Genomic DNA, 16505 nt, shown 5'->3' with positions numbered 1-16505 from the left:
CACCTCGCTGGGATCGCCCGCTAAGCTTTGAACAAGGCTTGGCATCGGGGCGCTCTCAGCCTTGGACCAGCGAGCAAGAAATCGGGCGCGACGGGGCTTCCCCGCCGCGCCTTTTTCGTCCGCCGGCGCCGCTCAGTCCGGCGGCTCGCCCGCAAGCACCTCGCGTATCTTCTGCGACAGCTCCGACTTCCGATAGGGCTTCCTGAGCAGCGCCACACCGGGATCGAGATGTCCTCCGTGGACGATGGCATCGTCGGTGTAGCCGGAGGTATAGAGCACCCTTGCTCCCGGCCGCCGGAGCCGGATCGCGTCGGCCAATTCCCGCCCGTTCATGCCGCCGGGCATGATGATGTCCGTGAACAGCAGATCGAATTTGGCGCCCTGGTCGACCAGCGCCAGTGCGGAGGCGCCGTCGCCTGCCACCAGCGTGCGATAGCCGAGGCTGCCGAGCCGGGCGATGACATAGCCCTGCACCAGCGGATCGTCCTCGACCACGAGGATCGTTTCGTGCCCGCGTGCCGTGTCGAGCGCCTGGACCGGCGCGGTCCTGGCCGGCGCCTCGCCCTTCGACCGCGGCAGGAACAGCCGCATCACCGTGCCGCGCCCCTCCTCGCTCTCGACCGCGACGGTGCCGCCGGTCTGCTTGGCAAAGCCGTAGACCATGCTGAGCCCGAGGCCGGTGCCGCGGCCGACGCCCTTGGTGGTGAAGAACGGCTCGAACACGTGCTCGCGGATGTCGGCGGGGATGCCGTGGCCGGTGTCGGCGACCGCGACCATCACGAAGGCGCCGCGCATGGCATCGCCGTCGCCCGCAGCGTCGGTGTCGTCGAGCTCGCGGTTCGCGGTCTCGATCGTGAGCTTGCCCCCGCCCGGCATCGCGTCGCGCGCGTTGACGGCGAGGTTGACGATCGCGGAGGAGAGCTGCGATGGATCGGCCATCGCGGACCACGCATCGTCGGCGAGCCGGGTCACGATCTCGATATGGGCGCCGAGGATCGGCCTCAGCAGTTTAGCGGTCTCGATCACGAGGGCGTTGACGTCGATCTCGCGCGGCTCCAGCGGCTGGCGGCGCGCGAAGGTCAGGAGCTGCGAGGTGATCTCCGCGCCGCGCGCGGCCGCATCGTCGATCAGCTGCGCGATCGCGGCGAATTCGGGCTTGTCCGCAAGCCCCTCCTGGATGATCTCGATGGTGCCGGTGATGACCGTGAGCACATTGTTGAAGTCGTGCGCGACGCCGCCGGTGAGCTGGCCGATCGCATCCATCTTCTGGGATTGGCGCAGCCGCTCCTCGGTCTCGTGCTGCTCGGTGAGATCGGTCGCGGAGCCGCGATAACCCATGAAGCTTCCGTCGGCAGCGAAGACCGGCTGGCCGTTGACGCTGAAATGATGCATCCGCCCCGTGGTGTCGCGGCCGCGATATTCGAACTTCCGGAACGGCTCATGGCGGTCCAGCATCGCCATGTGCGCGCGCCATTTCTCGGGCTCGGCGTCGCAGCCGGACGCGGCATCGGTGCGGCGCTTGCCGATCAGCGCCTTGTTGTCCATGCTGAAGGCACCGGCCCGGTCGGAAATGTAGGTGAACCGATGGTCCGGTCCGGTCTCCCAGAACCAGTCGGACGCGGTCTCGGCATAGTCGCGGAAACGCTCTTCACTCGCACGCGCGTCCTCTTCGGCGCGCCGGCGGACCTTGAGGTCGCGCTCGAGATTTGCATTGGCCTCGCGCAGCTCGCCATAGGCCCGCTGGAGGTTCGCGCACATCGCGTTGAAGGCGTCGATGACCTTGTCCAGCTCGTCGGCATCGTAGGGCGGCCGGCGCTCCAGGCGCAAAGGCGGCGGCGGCCGCGCAAGGCTGTATTTGCTGACGAAGTCTGCGATGGCGACCAGATGCCGCGTCACCAGCAGATGGAACATGTAGATGATGAACAGCGAGACGAGGAACGTCTTGGCCGCCTGGCTTGCCAGGATCACCAGCGCGCGGTTCAGCAGATGCTGGTAGACGTCGGTCAGCGTCGCCTCGACATGGAGCACGCCGATCTCGCGTGCGGTCCCCTGCACATTGGTGTTCAGCGGATAGTCGCGCGTCACGACCGAGCGGGTGCTCGGCTCGCCGATGGCGAGACGGATCGGATTGGGACGGTCGTCAACCTCGCGCACCTCGGCGGCGCGGATGTCGGGCAGCCGCAGGATACCGTCGAGCTGGAGCTTGAGCTGGTTCTGGTCGAGATTCCACAGGCTCTCGCCGAGACTGCCGGTGGTGCTGCGGCCGATCTCGTCGAGCCTGGTCTCGATGAGGCCGACCTCGCGATCATAATCGAGATAGAGCTGGAGCGCAGTTAACGTCAGCGTCACGACCGAAGAGAACAGCAGCACGGCGGCGAGCAGGCGCGGCCCGACGCCGCTGCGCGACCAGTTGAAGAGCCGGGACAGCAGCGCGGCGAACATCGAAGGCGCGAGCGCGGTGCCGATCAAATCCTGCTTCGCAGCCGCCGGTGCAACGGCGCGGCCGCGATTGGAGTCCTCGTCACCAGCCTTGGCCATGCACCACATCCCCGGAAACGGCGGCACGCTGCGGCCGAGCGGTCGCAGCCTCGAGCATTTCGATCGTCGAGACTTCCCCTTCCCGCGATGCGCGCGGCGATCCCGTCGGCCGATTTCCTGTCAACCCCTGGGCGGCTTGAGGTCGGCGGGGTCATATCTTGCGTCCGCTAGCAGGATTGTCGCGCAAACTACCACTTCGCGTGGTAGAATGACATCGGTGAAAGTCCGGACGTCGCCTGCACCTCGGGCGGGGCAGTGACCTCTATGGCCACGCGCAGGCGCCGTCTCCGGTAGATCGGCGGACATCGGAATCCAGCGGTAGCTTCGGGCAACGAGGAGGCGCGTCATGTGGCGGATTATCGTCGCCTGCCTGTCACTGCTTGCAAGCGGTCCATCGCCGGCGCAGGAGGTCATCCGGCTGGCGCGCATCGCAGACATCCCCGATCAATATGTCGGCGGCGAGATGTTGCGGGCCGTTTACGCCAGGCTGAACATCAGGCTGGAGTTCGAGGACGTCCCCGGCAAGCGCGCGCTCGCGCTGTCGAGCGCCGGCGCGGTCGACGGCGAGATCCAGCGCATCGGATCGCTCTCGCGCGACTACCCGACGCTGGTCCAGGTCACGCCGGCGATCAACTATATCGAGCCGGCGGTGTTTGCGACGAAATTCCGGTTCGACGTCGCCGGCTGGGACTCGATCAGGGACTACAGCATCGGCATCGTCCGCGGCGTCGGCTCCTCGGAGGCCGGCACGCGCGGCATGGCCCGCGTCACGGCGACCACTGGCCTCGACAACATGGTCAGGATGCTCGATGCCGATCGTTTCGACGTGATGGTCACCGACCTCTTCAGCGGGCTCGCCGCGGTGCGCAAACTCAATCTGCAGGCCAGGATCCACCCGCTCTCGCCGCCGCTCGAGCGCATCCACATCTACCATTACCTGCACGAACGCCATCGCGATCTCGTGCCGAAGGTAGGCAAGGCGATCGCCCAGATGGAGGCGAGCGGCGAATTGGCGGCGCTGCGCGAGGCCCTGGTCAAGCAGGTCTTGAACGCCCCGTAACGGGCCGCCGGCTCAGCCCGTGCGAAGCCTCTCGCGCAAGGCGACGGCGGCGATCAGCATGCCGACGCACCAGGCCACGACGGCGCGGTGGGGCTCCCCGCCGAGCAGCACCGTGAAGATGCTCGTCAGCAGGCACGGCACGATGACCTTGCCCGTCCGGCTCGTCAGTGCGAGCAGGAACGGCATCGCCGCGATCGATATTTGCAGGACGTCCATATGGGACATCGGGCGCGAGGCTTCAGAAGCCGCAAACACCGAGCGCGCGCGGCCGCTTGCCGCGCCGGCTTTCGACGATGCGCTCGCCGCCATTCTCGGCCGAACTGCCGTAATAGCGGTGATGGCCGCTTTGGTCGTGCAGATCGGCCGTCTGAGATTGTCCGGCGCGACGTGCGTCGCAGATGATCTTGATGTGACCCGACATTGCCGCCTCCAGCAGAAATCTTGTTGTTGTGGTCATCAGTCGCGACCACTTCCGGCGGCGTTCACACGGCAATGCCGCAATCGGGTTTCAGGACGGTTTCGTCGCGGCCCGGCCACGCAATATCTTATGCTTGAATTTATGCTTGAATTTATTTTGGGGATTGTCGGCATCGCCTGCGGTGCTACGTCCTCTGGGATCGGTGCAGAAAAACAACGAGGTGACGATGCTTTACGCCATCCTGGCCTACCACGTGGAAGACGAGATCCTGTCCTGGACGCCTGAGCAGGACGCCGCGGTCGTGGCCAAGGTCATCGAGGTTCAGGCCCCCTTGCGGGCCAGCGGGCAGTTCGGGCCGGCCGCCCGTCTGGATGAGACCCGAAAGGCCCGCACCTTGCGCGGCCCCGGCGCGGGCATGGTGCTGGACGGCCCGTTTGCGGAGACCAAGGAGCAGCTTCTGGGCTTCCACCTGATGGAATGCGCCAGCGAGGAGGAGGCGATCGCGGCGGCGCGGAAACTGCGTGCGGTCAACCCGACTGCGGTTTACGAAATCCGCCCGGTCAAGCTTTACGTGCCGGCCGATGGGTTCGGGGCGACGTCCGGGTGAGGCACGGCCTCACGCGCCCGGCCCGGTCCGCGCACCGTAGAAGCGCTGGATCGCGAGCCCGCCGAAGGCGATGAACCAGACGAAAGGCGCGATATGCGGGGCGAACGCCGCCACGATCGTGCCCGGGATGAACACCAGGAGCGGAAACAGCGAGGCCATGATCTCCTGGCGCCAGCCGCCGAGGATCGTCCACCACAGCCAGGCATTGAGGCCGGCGATCGCGGTCAGGTGCAGCCCGTAGAGCACCGCAACCGCACTGCTCATGCTGTAATTGGTGTAGAGGCCGTTGGTGACAGGCAGCAGAACGATCGAGAGCAGGAAGAACAGGTTGAGGATCACGGCGCCGCGGCTGCCGACGGGTTGGCGCGCCAGCCGCCGGTGATGGCTGATCCAGAACACGCCGGCGATGATGAAGCTGAGGGCAAGGCCGGCGAGCTTGCCGGAATAGACGTGGGCGAGATCGCTCCAGTCGGGCACGCTGGTGAAGACCGCAGCTTTGGGCAGGTCGTAGGCCAACAGCGTCATGGCGACACCGAAAATGGTGTTGCTGAGCGATTCCAGCCGCCGCATCTCGAACTGGTCGGATTTGAGCTCGGTCATGCCGGGTGCGCTTTTCGGACTGGAACCTGTGGGCGTCTTTCCCCTAAATCCTAAACCCGGTCCCGTCCAGCCGCATTGCGATTCGCGACGGGATCGCCGACTCTCGCCCTTTCACCGGGGCGATTCGTGGCGACATATCTGGACACGCTCAATGCGGAGCAGCGCCGCGCCGTCGAGCATGGCGTGGCCGATGGCGCGACCGTGGGCGCTCCCCTGCTGGTGATTGCCGGCGCCGGCTCCGGCAAGACCAACACGCTGGCCCATCGCGTCGCGCATCTGATCGTCGCCGGCGCCGATCCACGCCGCATCCTGTTGATGACCTTCTCCCGCCGCGCGGCGGGCGAGATGGCCGGCCGGGTCGAGCGCATCGCCCGCAAGGTGCTGGGCGAGAACAACGCCGCCATCATGCGCGATGCGCTCAGCTGGGCCGGCACCTTCCATGGCATCGGCGCGCGTCTGCTCCGCGAATATGCCGAACGGATCGGCGTCGATCCCGCCTTCACCATCCACGACCGCGAGGATTCCGCCGACCTGATGAACCTGGTCCGGCACGAGCGCGGCCTGTCGAAGACCGAGAGCCGCTTCCCCGCCAAGGGCACGTGCCTGTCGATCTACTCGCGCTGCGTCAACGCCGAGATGGAGATCGAGAAGGTGCTGGGGGTGCACTATCCCTGGTGCGCCGGCTGGGCCGCCGAGCTGAAGGGCCTGTTCGCGGCCTATGTCGAGGCCAAGCAGGCCCAGCACGTGCTCGATTACGACGATTTGTTGCTGTACTGGTCGCAGATGATGAGCGATGCGCTGATCGCCGAGGAGATCGGCGGCCGCTTCGATCACGTGCTGGTCGACGAATACCAGGACACCAACCGCCTGCAATCCTCAATCCTCCTGGCGCTCAAGCCCGACGGACGCGGGCTCACCGTGGTCGGCGACGACGCCCAGTCGATCTATTCGTTCCGCGCCGCCACCGTGCGCAACATCCTGGATTTCCCGCAGAGCTTCTCGCCCCGCGCCGAAATGATCACGCTCGACCGCAACTATCGCTCGACGCAGACCGTGCTGGCTGCGGCCAACGGCGTCATCGGGCTCGCGCGCGAGCGCTTCACCAAGAATCTCTGGACCGACCGCGCCGCCTCGCACAAGCCGCAGCTCGTCACCGTGCACGATGAGGCCGACCAGGCGCGCTACATCGTCGAAGAGGTGCTGGCGAACCGCGAGCAAGGCGCACTGCTCAAGCACCAGGCGGTGCTGTTCCGGACGTCCTCGCATTCCGGCCCGCTCGAGATCGAGCTGACCCGCCGCAATATTCCGTTCGTCAAGTTCGGCGGGCTGAAATTCCTCGACGCCGCGCATGTCAAGGACGTGCTGGCGCTGCTGCGCTTTGCAGAGAACCCGCGCGACCGTGTCGCCGGCTTCCGCATCCTGCACCTCTTGCCCGGCATCGGACCCGCGACCGCGCAGCGCGTGCTCGACCACATGGCGGAAAGCACCGATCCGCTCGCCGCACTCGGCCAGCTCCCGGTGCCCGCGCGCACCGGCGCCGACTGGACCGACTTCGTCCGCACCACCCAGAATTTGCGCTATTCGGAATGGCCGGTCGATCTCGAACGCGTGCGACTCTGGTACGAGCCGCATCTCGATCGCCTCCACGAAGATTCCGAGACGCGCCGCGCCGATCTGATGCAGCTCGAGCAGATCGCCAGCGGCTATGCCTCTCGCGAGAAATTTTTGACCGAGCTCACGCTCGACCCGCCGGACGCGACCAGCGACAAATCCGGCCCGCCGTTGCGCGACGAGGACTATCTGATCCTGTCCACCATCCACTCCGCCAAGGGCCAGGAGTGGAAGTCGGTGTTCGTGCTCAACGTCGTCGACGGCTGCATGCCGTCCGACCTCGGCGCCGGCACCAGCGCCGAGCTCGAAGAGGAGCGACGCCTGCTCTATGTCGCGATGACCCGCGCCAAGGACGATCTGCACCTCGTGGTGCCCCAGCGCTTCTTCACCCACGGCCAGCAAGCCAAGGGCGACCGCCACGTCTACGCCTCGCGCACCCGCTTCATTCCGGAGCAGCTGGTCTACCTGTTCGAGCGCACCGCCTGGCCAAAGGCAGCAAGCGGCGCCGCCCGCACCGCGGCGCAGGGGCCGAAGGTCGACATCGGCGCGCGTATGCGCGGGATGTGGCGGTAGACGCAAGAGGCTCGTGTCGGGACCTGTCAGGATAACCGGAACAACAGAGGTCCGACATGAAAGCCGTCGTCGTCGAGCAATACGCACCGATCGATCAGATCGAACTGAAGGACGTCCCGCTCCCGTCCATGGAACCGGGACAATTGCGCATCCGCGTGGAAGCTGCCGGGATCGGCTTCGTCGACGGCTTGAAGATCGAGGGACGCTATCAGACCAAAGATCCCCTGCCCTTCATTCCCGGGACGGAGTTCGCGGGCGTGGTGACGGACGCGCCCGGCGCACCCGGCGGCTATCAGCCCGGCATGCGCGTGATGGGGATGACGCGCGCGGGCGCGCTTGCCGAGGAGATCGTCGTCAGACCCGAAGCGCTCCATCCCCTGCCCGACGGCGTCGCGGCCGAAGTCGCCGCCTCGTTTCGCGCCAATTATCTGACCGCCCTCTATGCGCTCAGCTCACGCGCCATGCTGGTCGCAGGGGAACAGCTTCTGGTGCTGGGCGCAGCTGGCGGCACCGGAATTGCGGCAGTCCAGATCGGCAAGCTGCTTGGCGCCCGTGTGATCGCAGCAGCATCGACACCGGACAAGCGCGGGTTCGCGCTGGCGCACGGCGCCGACGCTGTGATCGACTACACGCAGGCGGGCTGGCGCGACACGCTGAAGGAATTGACGGGAGGACACGGCGCCGACGTGATCTTCGACCCGGTCGGAGGCGACGTCTCGGTGCAGGCCTTTCGCTCCATCGCCTGGCGTGGCCGTCATCTCGTGGTCGGTTTTGCCGCCGGTGCGATCCCGGCATTGCCGTTCAACCTGCCACTGCTGAAGGGCGGTGCCCTGCTCGGTGTCGATCTCGCGCAGATCCCGTTGCGCGAGCCCGAGGTGCAGAAGCGCCTGATGTCGCAGTTGACGGGCTGGCTTGCCGACGGCCAGCTGAAGCCTGTGGTCGGTCGCGTCTTCGCGCTGGGCGATTTCCGGGAAGCGTTCAGGACCATGCAGACGCGCGGGGCGCTCGGCAAGATGGTCGTGCGCATCTCGACATAGGACGCACGAGCGGCGCGAGGGCGTCCGTGACGCAGCGGCAGCTACGTGTTCAGCCTGTCGAACTGGACCTTGCCCGCCTTCATCACCAGTGGAATATGCTCGCCCTGGCCGAGCAGGCAGGCGACGTCGCGCAGCGGATTGCCGTCGACCACCAGCAGGTCCGCGATCGACTCGGGCACGATGCGGCCGAGCTTGCCCTCCATGCCGAGCACCTCGGCGCCGATTACCGTGGCGCTGGCGATCACCGCGCGCGGACCGAGAATCTCGGCGCGGATCCGGAATTCGTCGCTCTGCAGGCGCTGCGACGGCCCGAGCAGGTCGCTGCCGAACCCCATCTTCACGCCGGCGTCGCGATAAATCGCGAGCGAGCGCAGGCCGGCGTCACGAACGTCGGCGATCTTGGCGACGCTCTCGGGCGGCAGGCCATATTGCGCGCCTTCATTGGCCAGCGCCTCGTAGGTGACGAGCGTCGGCACCACATAGGCGCCCTTCTCGGCCATCAGGCGCGCGGTCTGGGCATCGACCAGATTGCCGTGCTCGATGGTGCGCACGCCGCAGCGAACCGCGCGCTCGATCGCGGCGGCGGTATAGGCGTGGGCGAGCACATAGGTCTGGCGCCCGCGCGCCTCCTCGACGATGGCGCGGATCTCGTCCTCGGAGTAGCCGAAGGCGCCGACAGGGTCGGTCGGTGACGCGACGCCGCCGGACGCCATGATCTTGATCTGATCGGCGCCCATCTGCAGCTCCTCGCGCGCCGCCCTGCGCACGCCGTCGACGCCGTCGGCGACGCGCGCCAGCGCGCCGACACGCACGCAGCAGGGGCACGGCGCGTCGCTGGCGAGATAATCCGAGCGCGCGCGCATGTCGCCATGCCCGCCGGTCTGGCTCAGCGCGCGGCCGGAGACGAACAGCCGCGGGCCGTCGGTGAGACCGGTCTCGATCGCCTGCTTCAGCGCATGGCCGGCGCCGCCGGCGTCGCGAACGGTGGTGAAACCGCGGCGCAGCATGCCGCGCAGCAGCAACGTCGAGCGCAGCGTCACCAGCACGTTCGGCATGTGCACCTGCTGCGACAGATTGAGCTCGACCGCCACCGCATGGACATGCAGGTCGATCAGGCCGGGCATCAGCGTCTTGCCGTTGAGGTCGATGGTGCGGTCGACTGAAGCCTGGAGCGGCCGGTCCGAGACCTCCTTGATCACATTGTCCTCGACCAGCACGTCATGGCCTTCCAGCAAATCCGGCTGAAGCGGATCGAGCAGAGCGGCATTCTTGAAGAGGGTGCTGGGCATGGTCGTTTCCTGTCTGGTCAGGACTGTGTGAGCAGCGCGGGCAATGCGAGCTGGGCAAATGGAAGACACGCGGCGGCATCGTCCGCGCCGTACCAGCCCGCTTCATGGAGCAGGTTGAGCGAGCCGAGCGTGCGTCCGCGCCAGCGCACGGGCATGTTGAGCACGCTCTCGCAGCCGAGTGAAGCGATCAGCTCGTGATCGGCGAACACATTGCGCAGATCATCGAGAGTGCGGCCGATATAGGCCTCGCCGCGGTCGAGCACGGCCTCGGTCCAGGGGCCCGGCGCCAGCCGCTTGCGGCCGCCCGTCGGGTAAGGCTCGGGGAGATTGGAATAGATCCGCGCCGCTTCACCCGTATCGTCGTCATAGGTCAGGATCGTGAACAGCTTGTGCCCGATCGCCGATTTCAAGGCTTGGTCCATCTCCGAGAACAGCGCCTCCGGCTGATCCGCCCTGCCCTGCGCCGCCGCCACGGCGTTGAGCAGCGGATCGGGCGGGCGCGTCGTCTCCCTCATGCGACTTCGCCCGCCGCAATGTCTTCCAGCGAACGGCCGCGCGTCGGCACGCCCATCACCACGACGGTGAGCGCACCGATCAGCAGAACGCTGGTGGTGATCCCGAACACGCCGGCAAAGCCGAAATTGGGATAGAGGTAGCCGACCAGGATCGGCGAGACGATCGCGCCGATGCGGCCGATCGCCGAGGCAAGGCCGGCGCCGGTGGTCCGCACCGGCGTCGGGAACACCTCCGCCGTATAGGCATAGACGCCGGCATAGGTGCCGTTCATGAAGAACGACAGCAGGATCCCCGCGACCATGATGTGCTGGTCGCTCTGCGCGAAAGCGAGTCCGAGCGCGCTGATACCGCCGAGCACCATGTATGACGCAATGGTCGCCTGCCGGCCGATGCGCTCGTTGAAATACGCGGCGCTGAAATAGCCGGGGATCTGCGCGCAATAGATCGCGAGCGAATAGGCGAAGCTCTTGGTGATGCTCATGCCGTTCTGGACCAGGAGGCCGGGAATCCAGACGAAGAAGGAATAATAGCTGAAGGTGATCGCAAGCCACATGATCCAGGTCATGACGGTGATGCGCGCCTGCCGGGGCGCCAGAAGCGCCGCGAAATTGGCAAGCAACGTTCCCCCGGCGACGGGCGGGCTGACCGCGTCGACGACCGGCTGCGGCAGCACATGCCCCTGGCGCGCGAAGCCGGCTTCGATCCTGTCCAGCACCGCTTCGGCTTCCTTCGCCCTGCCCCGGCTTTCCAGCCAGCGCGGCGATTCCGGCAGCGCCCGGCGCCACCAGAGCAGCATGACGACCGGCACCGCGGTGATCACCAGCACGATGCGCCAGCCGTTCTCATAGGCGGGAACGATGAAGTAGCCGAGCAAGGCCGCCGCGACGAAGCCGAAGGAGAAGAACCCGGCCAGCGCGCCGGTGAAGCTGCCGCGGAAGCGCCGCGCCACGAACTCGGCGAGATAAGGCGCGATGATCGCGCTCTCGGCGCCGGTGCCCATGCCCGCGACGACGCGGGCGGCGAAGAAGGATGGCCAGCTGTCCACGGCGGCGCTGACGATCGATGCGGCACAATAGAGCGCCAGCGCCGACATCATCACCGCGCGGCGTCCGATCAGGTCGCCGAGCGTGCCCGCCAGCAACGCGCCGAACAGGAAGCCGATATAGGTGCTGCTGCCGAGCACGCCGATCTGCACGCTCGTCAGATTCCAGGCGGTGCGCAGCACCGGCAGGATGAACGCCAGCACGGCGGCGTCCATCGCGTCGAACATGTAGCCGAGCCCGCCCATCAACAGCAGATGCGTGTGGAAGCGTGCGAATGGCAGGCGCTCGATGCGCGCCGAGATCATCGACATGTAAGTCCCCCTCTGTCCGGCGGCCCGGCATCCGCAAGTCCCTGGGGGAACCATAGACAAAGAGATATTATCGTCATAATTTATAATCGTGATCCCATACATCACTACGGTGAATGTTCTGTCGTTTCGATCGCTCGACCTCAACCTGCTGAAAGTCTTCGAAGCCCTGATGACCGAGGGCAGCGTGACGCGCGCCGCCAACGCACTGCTGATGACGCAGCCGGCGGTCAGCAACGCGCTGGCGCGGCTGCGCGACGCGCTCGGCGATCCCCTGTTCGTCAGGTCCGGCACCGGCATCCGTCCGACCCAGCGCGCGGTGGTGTTGTGGGAGCCGATCGGCGAGGCGCTCGAAACCGTCCGCGGCGCGCTCGACGAGCAGGTGTTCGATCCGCGCCGCGCGCAGACCGAGTTCAGCCTGTCGATGTCGGATTACGTCGCCTCGCTGGTGATGCCGAATCTGCTCGGCCATTTCGGCAAGGTCGCGCCCAAGGCGCGCGTGCACACCGTCCCCAACACCATTCTGGAGATCGCCGATCAGCTCGAAGACAATCGCGTCGATTGCGTGCTCAGCGTCTATGTCAACGAGGCGCAGCAGCCGGCCGCCATCCGCTCGCGCTCGCTGTGGACGGTCGACTATGCCTGCTTCATGCGGCGCGGCCATCCGCTCGCCGCCCAGAAGCGGCTCAGCACGCGCAGCTTCCTCGGCGCAGGCCATGTCGACGTCAGCCTCGCCGGCAAGACCCTGCCGTCCTACGACCTCTTCCTCGCTTCGCGCGGGCTGTCGCGCAATCTGGTCGCGACCGTCAATCACTACAGCGCCGCTTACGAGGTGGTGCGCCAGTCCGACCTGATCGCGGTGCTGCCGAGCGATCTGCGCTCGCAATCCCGGCACGCGCCGTTCCTGCACGCCATGCCGCTGCCGCTCAAGGCGCCGCCGCGCATCGTCAGCCTGTTCTGGCACCAGCGCAACGACACCGTGCCGGCGCAGCGCTGGCTGCGCGAGACCCTGGTCGAGATGTTCACCAGGTCCGACTGAGCGTACGGGCGCGGGCCTGGCACGATCCAAAGAGGAAACGGTGGGTTTCTCAAAGCAGCATTGTTGCACCGGCCGCCGCGGCCTAGCTCCATCGCAGACGATTCCCTCCCACAGCGACAAGCGCAAGCTGCGCCCGCAGAGACCTCACCGATGACCGCATCGCTTCAATTCGGACTGGATACTTTTGGCGACGTCACCAGGGATGCCGCAGGCGCCATGCTTCCGCACGCGCAGGTGATCCGCAACGTCGTCGACGAAGCGGTGCTGGCCGACGAACTCGGCCTCGACTTCATCGGCCTCGGCGAACACCACCGCGCCGATTTTGCGATCTCCTCGCCGGAGACCGTGCTCGCCGCGATCGCATCGCGGACCAAGCGCATCCATCTCGGCTCGGCCGTAACGGTGCTGTCTTCGGACGATCCCATCCGCGTCTTCCAGCGCTTTGCCACGCTGGACGCGCTCTCCAACGGACGCGCCGAGGTGATCCTCGGCCGCGGCTCGTTCACTGAATCCTTTCCGTTGTTCGGTTTCGACCTGCGCAAATACGAAGAGCTGTTCGAGGAGAAGCTGGACCTGTTTGCTGCCCTGCTGGCGCAGAAGCCGGTGAGCTGGGAGGGCAAGCTGCGTCCGCCGCTGCGGGATCAGCTGGTCTATCCCCCGGTCGAGAACGGCCGGCTTAAAACCTGGATCGGCGTCGGCGGCAGCCCGCAATCGGTGGTGCGCGCTGCGCATTACGACCTGCCTTTGATGCTCGCGATCATCGGCGGCGATCCCGCGCGCTTTGCGCCGTTCGTCGATCTCCATCACCGCGCCGCCAAGGAGTTCGGCCGCCCCGCGCAGCCGATCGGCGTGCACTCGCCCGGCTATGTCGCCGAGACGGATGAAGAGGCGCGCGAGGAGCTATGGCCCGACTACAAGGCCATGCGCGACCGCATCGGCAAGGAACGCGGCTGGCCGCCGATGGGCCGCGACGAGTTCGCGAGCGAGGTCGAGCACGGCTCGCTCTATGCCGGCTCGCCGGAAACGGTGGCGCGCAAGATCGCCAGGACGGCGAAGACGCTCGGCATTGCGCGGTTTCAGCTGAAGTATTCGGCGGGTCCCTTGCCGCATCAGAAGCTGATGAAGAGCATCGAGCTTTATGGGCGCAAGGTGGTGCCGATGGTGCGGGAGATGATGGGGTAGCGGCTTGAGGCCCCGCCTACTTCATCAGCCCGAGCCGGCTCGCGCCGACATAGAGCGAGAGCACGGCGGCGTTGGAGACGTTGAGGCTCTTGATCTCGCCGGGCATGTCGAGCCGCGCCACGACGCTGCAGGTCTCGCGGGTCAATTGCCGCAGGCCCTTGCCTTCGGCCCCTAACACCAGCGCGAGCGGCTCGCGCAGCGCGACGTCGCTGAGATCCGCGCTGCCTTCGCTGTCCAGCCCGACGGTCTGGAAGCCGATTTCATTCAGCGTGGTCAGGGCGCGCGCGAGGTTCTGCACGGTCACAACAGGCACCAGTTCCAGCGCGCCGGAGGCGGCCTTGGCGAGCACGCCGGTGGCTTCCGGGCTGTGGCGGGCAGTGGTGACGATCGCCTTCACCGCGAACGCTGCGGCAGAGCGCAGGATCGCGCCGACATTGTGCGGGTCGGTGATCTGGTCGAGCACCAGCACCATGCCTTCCTGCTTCAAGGTCTCGATATCAGGCGAAGGCAGAGGATCGGCTTCCGCAAGCAGGCCCTGATGCACGGCATCGGGCGAGAGCAGACGGTCGATCTCCTGGGGCCGGACGATCTCGGGCGTGACGCGGGTTTCGATGTTCTCGTCCGCAAGTCGCTTCGCAGCGTTCTCGGTCAGCGTCAGCTTGCGGATCCGTCGCTCCGGGTTGGCCAGCGCCATGGTGACGGTGTGCCAGCCATAGAGGATGACCGGCCCGTCGGCGTGCGAATCGCGGTCGCGCCAGGCTGGCCGGCCGGCCGATTTCCCGGGTCTGTTGAAGGGCTTAGCCCCGCCGCGGGGGCCCCTGGGGGTGAATTTTCGATCCTTCATGGGCTCGCTTGTGTCACGGGTGCCGGAATATGGCAATTTGGGTGGCTTCGAAGGCGATTTTAGCTGTTCGCCTCGGTTGACTTTGCCCCTCCGGATCGCCCATAACCGCGCCCGGTCGCGCCCCCATCCGGGCTGTCGCGGCCTTCACGTTCCATGGCCGTCTTCGGTCGCCGGCAAGGTCCGGCCCGATTGTGCTGCCGTCGAGCGGGGGAGTGTCCCGAGTGGCAAAGGGAGCTGACTGTAAATCAGCCGCCTCATGGCTTCGCAGGTTCGAGTCCTGCCTCCCCCACCACGCTTCACCCTTCGGGCTACGCGTGGCGCAGCCACGTGATGCCGAAGGGTGAAGCGTGGTGTCCGGCGAAGCCCGTAGGGCGAAGACGGACTGAGGCAAAGCCAACTACGGCCTGGCAAGCCAATCCAGATCATCATTCAGCGAAGCGAGCGAAGGCTGCCACGCCGTAGCCGTCAGGCGTAGGCGGGCTATCGACCTGATTGATCGCGACCGCACATAATCAGAAAAGCAAAACGCCCGTCCGCATCGTGCGAACGGGCGTCTCGTCAGCTCAACCGATCAAGGATCAGTAATAGCGGCGCAGCACGCGGTGACCGCCATAGTACGGCGCCGGCGCGTGACGGTGGGCGTAGCCGTAGCGCGGACCATGGCCGTAGTGCACGCGCGGCAGATAGCCGTAGCGCGGGCCGTAGCCGTAGCGATACGGACGGTAGTACGGGCGGTGATAGGGAGCCACGGCGGCGCGATAGCCGTAGCCGTAATTGGCGGGCGCGACGACCGCGTCTTCACGATAGGTCGGATACGGCGCGAAGGCGCCCGGGCCGGTATAGGTCGGGCCCTGGTTGACGTGATAATACTGCGTGGCCGGCTCGGCGAGACGCTCATAGGCGCCATAGCCATAGCCATAGCCGTAGCCGCCGCAACCGGTGTTGCAGCCGGAATAGACCGGCGCGACCGGCTGGCACGGGTTGAAGCCGCACGCCGCGGCGGGTGCCGTGGCGACGAACATCACGGCAGCCGCCGCAACCAGTCCCGAAATCATTTGACGCATTACTCTCTCCTGTTGATTTCTGTTTGTTGGATTTTGACGTTTCTTAACCCGGCGGTTTGCCGGGGACCTGGACATGCGGCCGCGGTCGCGGTGGCCGCGGACGATCGTTGATTTCAGGCGCGAGGATCACCGGCGGCGGATCGACGGGCACGTCCATCTGCGGCGGCAGCGGCGCCGATTGCGCGCCCCAGCTCTGGTGATAACTCTCGGCGGGCTTCGGCAATTTTCGGTTCGCGGGCGGCTCGACCTCGAGCCGGCCGTAACCGGGCCGCAGGCCCAGCGTCGGATAATAATGGCCGACGTCGGCAGGCTGCCGCTCGGCGACATAGCGCCCGCCATAGATCGTGGGCTGCACCTGCTGGTTCTTGCCCAGGCCCCAGACACCCTCGACCACGGCATAGGACGCGTCGATGTTGTTGATGATGATCGGCACGCCGGGCCGGCCGGGCACGACGATATCGAAGCCGCTGCCGGCAAACGCCGTCGCGGGCAGTCCGATCAGAAAGGCAGCGAGCGCCACAATGCGCATGAGGGGGACCCCGGTTATGCGGCGGCAACCTATCCGATCGCGGCGCAGAGAGGGTTAAGGCCCGCTCACCAAATTCCGGTAAGCCTAATGTGTAAGGATTGCGGGCCGCTCAAATGCTGCACGGCGAATGAGCGAAGCGTTAACGGCGTGTGACTCCGCCGCACGGAACCGCGCCGTGCGCTCACATCGGTTTGACCACCGCTTGCGAGAAAATCCACCGGTTTCATCGGAACGTCCGGCGCCGCAA

At 66.5% G+C, this 16505-nt stretch carries 16 protein-coding genes and 1 tRNA gene; 7 read left to right on the top strand and 10 right to left on the bottom strand.

Annotated elements, in window-relative coordinates; all coding sequences use genetic code 11:
* Positions 1-132 precede the first annotated feature (132 nt).
* On the bottom strand, positions 133-2538 hold the full coding sequence (locus tag XI04_RS35520; RefSeq protein WP_028141069.1) for an ATP-binding protein: 2406 nt from the start codon (positions 2536-2538) through the stop codon (positions 133-135).
* Positions 2539-2884: 346 nt separating this feature from the next.
* On the opposite strand from XI04_RS35520, the gene XI04_RS35515 reads away from it, so the two are divergent.
* Positions 2885-3598: a substrate-binding periplasmic protein gene (locus tag XI04_RS35515; RefSeq protein WP_028141070.1), complete on the top strand. Its 714-nt coding sequence runs from the start codon at positions 2885-2887 to the stop codon at positions 3596-3598.
* Between the two features lie 12 nt (positions 3599-3610).
* On the opposite strand, the gene XI04_RS35510 is transcribed toward XI04_RS35515, so the two are convergent.
* Together XI04_RS35510 and XI04_RS35505 are read right to left on the bottom strand one after the other, a co-directional pair.
* The gene (locus tag XI04_RS35510; RefSeq protein WP_028141071.1) at positions 3611-3814 is read right to left on the bottom strand and encodes a hypothetical protein; all 204 of its coding nucleotides are present in this window, start codon (positions 3812-3814) and stop codon (positions 3611-3613) included.
* A 22-nt stretch (positions 3815-3836) separates the two neighbouring features.
* Positions 3837-4019, bottom strand: a complete 183-nt coding sequence (locus XI04_RS35505) for a hypothetical protein (RefSeq protein ID WP_038950498.1) — start codon at positions 4017-4019, stop codon at positions 3837-3839.
* A gap of 223 nt (positions 4020-4242) precedes the next feature.
* Here XI04_RS35505 and XI04_RS35500 point away from each other — a divergent pair, with 223 nt between their 5' ends.
* The gene (locus XI04_RS35500) at positions 4243-4623 is read left to right on the top strand and encodes a YciI family protein (RefSeq protein ID WP_028141072.1); all 381 of its coding nucleotides are present in this window, start codon (positions 4243-4245) and stop codon (positions 4621-4623) included.
* A gap of 9 nt (positions 4624-4632) precedes the next feature.
* Here XI04_RS35500 and XI04_RS35495 read toward each other — a convergent pair whose 3' ends face one another.
* Positions 4633-5223 carry a TMEM175 family protein gene (locus XI04_RS35495; RefSeq protein WP_028141073.1) on the bottom strand — a complete coding sequence of 197 codons (591 nt, stop codon included), beginning with the start codon at positions 5221-5223 and terminating at the stop codon, positions 4633-4635.
* 126 nt (positions 5224-5349) lie between these two features.
* Between XI04_RS35495 and XI04_RS35490 the strand changes: the two genes are divergently transcribed.
* Together XI04_RS35490 and XI04_RS35485 are read left to right on the top strand one after the other, a co-directional pair.
* Positions 5350-7407 carry an ATP-dependent helicase gene (locus XI04_RS35490; protein WP_271608900.1) on the top strand — a complete coding sequence of 686 codons (2058 nt, stop codon included), beginning with the start codon at positions 5350-5352 and terminating at the stop codon, positions 7405-7407.
* A gap of 56 nt (positions 7408-7463) precedes the next feature.
* Positions 7464-8444: an NADPH:quinone oxidoreductase family protein gene (locus XI04_RS35485; protein WP_271608901.1), complete on the top strand. Its 981-nt coding sequence runs from the start codon at positions 7464-7466 to the stop codon at positions 8442-8444.
* A 41-nt stretch (positions 8445-8485) separates the two neighbouring features.
* Here XI04_RS35485 and XI04_RS35480 read toward each other — a convergent pair whose 3' ends face one another.
* From XI04_RS35480 to XI04_RS35470, 3 genes are read right to left on the bottom strand one after another with little or no spacing between them, the layout of a single operon-like run.
* Entirely contained in the window at positions 8486-9733 is a 1248-nt protein-coding gene (locus XI04_RS35480; protein ID WP_271608902.1) for a metal-dependent hydrolase family protein, read from the bottom strand.
* Positions 9734-9750: 17 nt separating this feature from the next.
* Positions 9751-10248: a GAF domain-containing protein gene (locus XI04_RS35475; protein ID WP_271608903.1), complete on the bottom strand. Its 498-nt coding sequence runs from the start codon at positions 10246-10248 to the stop codon at positions 9751-9753.
* Positions 10245-11603 (bottom strand): MFS transporter, encoded by a 1359-nt coding sequence (locus tag XI04_RS35470; protein ID WP_028141078.1) that lies wholly within the window; start codon positions 11601-11603, stop codon positions 10245-10247. The genes XI04_RS35475 and XI04_RS35470 overlap by 4 nt, the downstream gene beginning before the upstream one ends.
* An 88-nt stretch (positions 11604-11691) precedes the next feature.
* On the opposite strand from XI04_RS35470, the gene XI04_RS35465 reads away from it, so the two are divergent.
* Together XI04_RS35465 and XI04_RS35460 are read left to right on the top strand one after the other, a co-directional pair.
* On the top strand, positions 11692-12639 hold the full coding sequence (locus XI04_RS35465; protein WP_256379470.1) for a LysR family transcriptional regulator: 948 nt from the start codon (positions 11692-11694) through the stop codon (positions 12637-12639).
* 150 nt (positions 12640-12789) lie between these two features.
* Entirely contained in the window at positions 12790-13821 is a 1032-nt protein-coding gene (locus XI04_RS35460; RefSeq protein WP_028141080.1) for an LLM class flavin-dependent oxidoreductase, read from the top strand.
* Between the two features lie 16 nt (positions 13822-13837).
* On the opposite strand, the gene rlmB is transcribed toward XI04_RS35460, so the two are convergent.
* Positions 13838-14665: a 23S rRNA (guanosine(2251)-2'-O)-methyltransferase RlmB gene (rlmB, locus tag XI04_RS35455; protein WP_161966418.1), complete on the bottom strand. Its 828-nt coding sequence runs from the start codon at positions 14663-14665 to the stop codon at positions 13838-13840.
* A gap of 206 nt (positions 14666-14871) precedes the next feature.
* Between rlmB and XI04_RS35450 the strand changes: the two genes are divergently transcribed.
* Positions 14872-14957, top strand: a tRNA-Tyr gene (locus tag XI04_RS35450).
* Between the two features lie 286 nt (positions 14958-15243).
* Here XI04_RS35450 and XI04_RS35445 read toward each other — a convergent pair.
* Together XI04_RS35445 and XI04_RS35440 are read right to left on the bottom strand one after the other, a co-directional pair.
* The gene (locus tag XI04_RS35445; RefSeq protein WP_095426198.1) at positions 15244-15729 is read right to left on the bottom strand and encodes a hypothetical protein; all 486 of its coding nucleotides are present in this window, start codon (positions 15727-15729) and stop codon (positions 15244-15246) included.
* 43 nt (positions 15730-15772) lie between these two features.
* Complete coding sequence (locus XI04_RS35440; protein WP_038950509.1) at positions 15773-16258, bottom strand: hypothetical protein; 486 nt, start codon at positions 16256-16258, stop codon at positions 15773-15775.
* Between the last annotated feature and the right edge of the window lie 247 nt (positions 16259-16505).

Source organism: Bradyrhizobium sp. CCBAU 11430 (genome assembly GCF_028128855.1).
GTDB lineage: Bacteria > Pseudomonadota > Alphaproteobacteria > Rhizobiales > Xanthobacteraceae > Bradyrhizobium > Bradyrhizobium ottawaense.
The sequence above is the reverse complement of the archived record's forward strand: the minus strand, read 5'-3'. Positions and strand labels throughout refer to the sequence as shown.

Coding starts and splice junctions, on each gene's coding strand:
- rlmB (WP_161966418.1), bottom strand. CDS start 14,665: ATGAAGGATCGAAAATTCACCCCCAGGGGCCCCCGCGGCGGGGCTAAG.
- XI04_RS35515 (WP_028141070.1), top strand. CDS start 2,885: ATGTGGCGGATTATCGTCGCCTGCCTGTCACTGCTTGCAAGCGGTCCA.
- XI04_RS35485 (WP_271608901.1), top strand. CDS start 7,464: ATGAAAGCCGTCGTCGTCGAGCAATACGCACCGATCGATCAGATCGAA.
- XI04_RS35480 (WP_271608902.1), bottom strand. CDS start 9,733: ATGCCCAGCACCCTCTTCAAGAATGCCGCTCTGCTCGATCCGCTTCAG.
- XI04_RS35460 (WP_028141080.1), top strand. CDS start 12,790: ATGACCGCATCGCTTCAATTCGGACTGGATACTTTTGGCGACGTCACC.
- XI04_RS35445 (WP_095426198.1), bottom strand. CDS start 15,729: ATGCGTCAAATGATTTCGGGACTGGTTGCGGCGGCTGCCGTGATGTTC.
- XI04_RS35495 (WP_028141073.1), bottom strand. CDS start 5,223: ATGACCGAGCTCAAATCCGACCAGTTCGAGATGCGGCGGCTGGAATCG.
- XI04_RS35510 (WP_028141071.1), bottom strand. CDS start 3,814: ATGGACGTCCTGCAAATATCGATCGCGGCGATGCCGTTCCTGCTCGCA.
- XI04_RS35440 (WP_038950509.1), bottom strand. CDS start 16,258: ATGCGCATTGTGGCGCTCGCTGCCTTTCTGATCGGACTGCCCGCGACG.
- XI04_RS35505 (WP_038950498.1), bottom strand. CDS start 4,019: ATGTCGGGTCACATCAAGATCATCTGCGACGCACGTCGCGCCGGACAA.
- XI04_RS35500 (WP_028141072.1), top strand. CDS start 4,243: ATGCTTTACGCCATCCTGGCCTACCACGTGGAAGACGAGATCCTGTCC.
- XI04_RS35470 (WP_028141078.1), bottom strand. CDS start 11,603: ATGTCGATGATCTCGGCGCGCATCGAGCGCCTGCCATTCGCACGCTTC.
- XI04_RS35520 (WP_028141069.1), bottom strand. CDS start 2,538: ATGGCCAAGGCTGGTGACGAGGACTCCAATCGCGGCCGCGCCGTTGCA.
- XI04_RS35475 (WP_271608903.1), bottom strand. CDS start 10,248: ATGAGGGAGACGACGCGCCCGCCCGATCCGCTGCTCAACGCCGTGGCG.